The 1,199-nt window shown below is 70.8% G+C and carries 2 protein-coding genes; both read right to left on the bottom strand.

Annotation, left to right across the window (positions count from 1 at the left end; translation table 11 throughout):
* The coding region (locus EIO58_RS18235; protein WP_205789392.1) for a permease prefix domain 1-containing protein at positions 1-588 on the bottom strand (588 nt) is incomplete at its 3' end.
* Positions 585-956, bottom strand: coding sequence for a PadR family transcriptional regulator (locus EIO58_RS18230; RefSeq protein WP_127820588.1), 372 nt, complete (start codon positions 954-956; stop codon positions 585-587). The genes EIO58_RS18230 and EIO58_RS18235, both read right to left, overlap by 4 nt.
* Positions 957-1,199 lie beyond the last annotated feature (243 nt).

Below are 1,199 nucleotides of genomic sequence, written 5' to 3'. Positions count from 1 at the left end.
CGCCCCGGCCGCAACGAGCCCGCCGAGGCCGAGCCCTGCCGCGCCGAGGAGGGTGGCCAGGCCGTAGCCACCCGCGCGGCGCGACGGCATCGGGTGGTTCGTCGTCGTCTCCTGCGTGAGCGAGTCGCCGACGAGGAGGCCGAGCGCCGCCGCCGCGAGGACGACGAGCGCGATCTGACCGCCCGGGGCGATCGGCAGGACGCCCACCGCGCTCACGACGCCGAGCGCGATGCCGGCGACCGCAAGGAGTGACCAGATCACGACGCGGACGACGAACGCGGGCTTCGGACGGACTTGGTGGCGCTGCATGAGCGCCGCGTAGCCGTCGGCGGGCGTTCCGCCGTGGACGGGCGCCGACGCCGACGCCGAGGCATCCGCCCCCTCCCCCAGCAGCTCGCGCACGTCGCCGAGCTCGGCGATCGCCTCGCGGGCTGCGTCGGTCGGCGTGCGCCCGGATGCCTCGAGCTCGGTGGCGCGCGCCATGAGGTTCGCGCGCACCTCTTCTTTCAGGTCCTGCGCGTCGAGGGTCATGTCGTGGCCTCGGAACGCCTCGTCGAGGAGGCGGTGGACGTGCATGTTCTCGGTCATTGGTCCTTCGTACCCTTCACGTCTGAGCTCTTCACGTTCAAGAGGGAGTCGATGATGCGCCGCGTCGCGACCCAGGCGGCGACGTTGCCGCGGAAGACGGCGCGACCGGCGTCGGTGATGCGGTAGTACTTGCGGCGGCCACCCTGCGTCTCGTCGCCCCAGTAGGACTCGACGAGGCCGTCCCTCTCGAGACGGCGGTAGGTCGCGTAGAGCGTGGCCTCCTTGATCTCGTGCTCGCCGCCCGTCGCATCGCGGATGGCCTTGTAGATCTCGAAGCCGTAGGCGTCGCCGCGGCGCAGCAGCCCGAGCACGATCGTGTCGGTGTGGCCGCGCAGCAGGTCGGCTGCGAAGGCGTCGTCCTGTGTCATGACAGGTACTGTATCAGATCTACTACCCTACGGGCTAGGCATCAATACCGCGTCAACCGCACGCGCGTTCATCGCGTCCATGACGTTCGACGTCGTGGGCGCCCGCGGCGGCGATCTCGGCGCGCTGCTTCGCGACGCCGGATGCCTCGACGTCGCCGAGAACGAACTCAGCGTGATGGTCGACCACGCCGGATTCGAGGAGTGGTGGAAGCCGTGCACGCTCGGGGTCGACCCCGCCGGCCG

Origin of the sequence: Microbacterium sp. CPCC 204701 (assembly GCF_004010105.1) — a bacterium.
Classification (GTDB): domain Bacteria; phylum Actinomycetota; class Actinomycetes; order Actinomycetales; family Microbacteriaceae; genus Microbacterium.
This window is presented reverse-complemented; position numbering and strand designations above follow the sequence as displayed.